This window comes from Arthrobacter sp. UYEF3 (assembly GCF_040546245.1).
In the GTDB taxonomy this organism is placed as follows: Bacteria; Actinomycetota; Actinomycetes; order Actinomycetales; family Micrococcaceae; genus Arthrobacter.
Window position 1 is genome coordinate 1 of the sequence record NZ_JBEPNK010000059.1, and the last position, 1,670, is coordinate 1,670.

At 65.1% G+C, this 1,670-nt stretch carries 1 protein-coding gene; it reads right to left on the reverse strand.

Going from position 1 to position 1,670, the window contains the following annotated elements:
• Positions 1-151: 151 nt before the first annotated feature.
• The gene (locus ABIB14_RS18645; protein WP_354237385.1) at positions 152-1,546 is read right to left on the reverse strand and encodes an IS1380 family transposase; all 1,395 of its coding nucleotides are present in this window, start codon (positions 1,544-1,546) and stop codon (positions 152-154) included.
• Between the last annotated feature and the right edge of the window lie 124 nt (positions 1,547-1,670).

Genomic DNA, 1,670 nt, shown 5'->3' on the forward strand with positions numbered 1-1,670 from the left:
AGCCTTGATCCACCGATCCGCGGTTGGTCCTGACTGTTTGTCAGGGGCGGCCGCGGTTCTTGGTTTCGGGCATGGCGGATTCCCGGCCTCGCTGCCGGTGTTGTTCCATATGTTCCTGGTGGGGCCGTTGTCCGGCGGGCGGGCGGGGGTGCTATGCCGCTTGCGGTGGGGCGTGGACGGTGGTGAAAAGCTCTTCCCAGGCGGTTTGCCATGGCCAGGCTTCGGGCAGGTGGAGCCGGATCTTCCGGGCGCTGGTGGCGATGCGGGCCGGGACATTGATGAGTTTGCGGCGAACCGTCCCGGTACGGGCCTTCCCGAAAGGCCCTGCGGCAAGGATCCCGGCGGTTCGGGTGAGGTTGTAGGCCATGACCGCGGCAACGAGCCATGCCGAGTTCGCGGCAAAAACACCTGAAGGCAAATGGGCCAGCGCGCTGTCCTTCAGATCGGCGTTGACCTGCTCAATAATGGCGTGTTTGCGGTGGGTTTTGTCCGCCGCGACGGTGTCCAAAACGGCGGCGTCCACGGTGGTGAAGAACGCGTGGTGCCGGTGCGTTTCAAACAAGGCGGGTTGCCCGTCGGTGGCCTTCGGGTTCAGTTCCGGGATGCGGCGCACGACCAGCCGTCCGGTGATCTGCTCGGCCTTTTTGCGGGAAGTGAATGCGGTGAACACGGTTTCGGCGACCTCGGCTTTCGAGACCCAGGTATTGGTGGTTTCGTCGAAGACAGCGTCGGTGTATTCGATGGTTTTCCATGCCGTTTCAGGGATCCCGGCGATGGCCCGTTTCACGGCCGGGTCCATGCGGACGGTCACCGAGACCTGCGCCCCGCCGCCCAGCGCCGCGGCCACCGAATCATGGCTGTAGAAGGCCGAATCGAACCGGCAGAGCACCCGCCCGCCGGCGTGGACGCGTTGGAGGGTGGACAAGGCGTCCGTGACCAGCCGCTTGGCGCCGCGGGCCGAGTTCGCCGCGCCCTTGCGCAGCCGCTGGGCCAGGATCACAGGGGCGGTGCCGTCCGCCGAGGCGGTGGCCAGCAACGCGTTCAGCCCGCGGACTCCGGAGTATCCGTAACCGGAACCCTGCTTGGCGTATCCGTGGACCTCGATGATCGTGTCATCGACATCGACGAACACGAAGTCAGCGGCGGTGGGTGATCCCAGCAGCGGGGCCCGACCGGCCAGGTTTCCCAGGAAGCGGGACGCGACCGCGTCCAGCTGGCGCACGTGCCCGAACGTGAAGGACCGCAGGAACGAACCCAGCGTCGAGGGCGCGTAGCAGGCGTTGAAGAGCCGCTTCATCCCGCCGTGGCGCAACAGGGCCATGTCATCGATCGAGTCCGCGCCCGCCACCATCCCCGCCACCAGGGACGCGATCTTCAGCCCGGCGTTCGCGCCCTTGTCCGTCGGCACTGTGAGCCATTCATCGGCCAGCTCGTGCAGCCCGGCGTCCCGGGCCAAGGTCAGCACCGGAAGCAGCCCGGCCGAGGACACGAGATTCGCCTCGTCGAAGGAAACTGACACCGCTGATGGTTTATGGGAAACTTCCATCTACGAGATGCCTCTCTTTTCAGTGGTCAATGGGTTCTAGACAAGCTCCATTTTCCTTGAAAAGACGGGCATTCTCGGTTTAAATCGCCGTCGGCGCCCCGATCAACATCGGTGGATCAAGGCT

Coding starts and splice junctions, on each gene's coding strand:
- ABIB14_RS18645 (WP_354237385.1), bottom strand. CDS start 1,546: ATGGAAGTTTCCCATAAACCATCAGCGGTGTCAGTTTCCTTCGACGAG.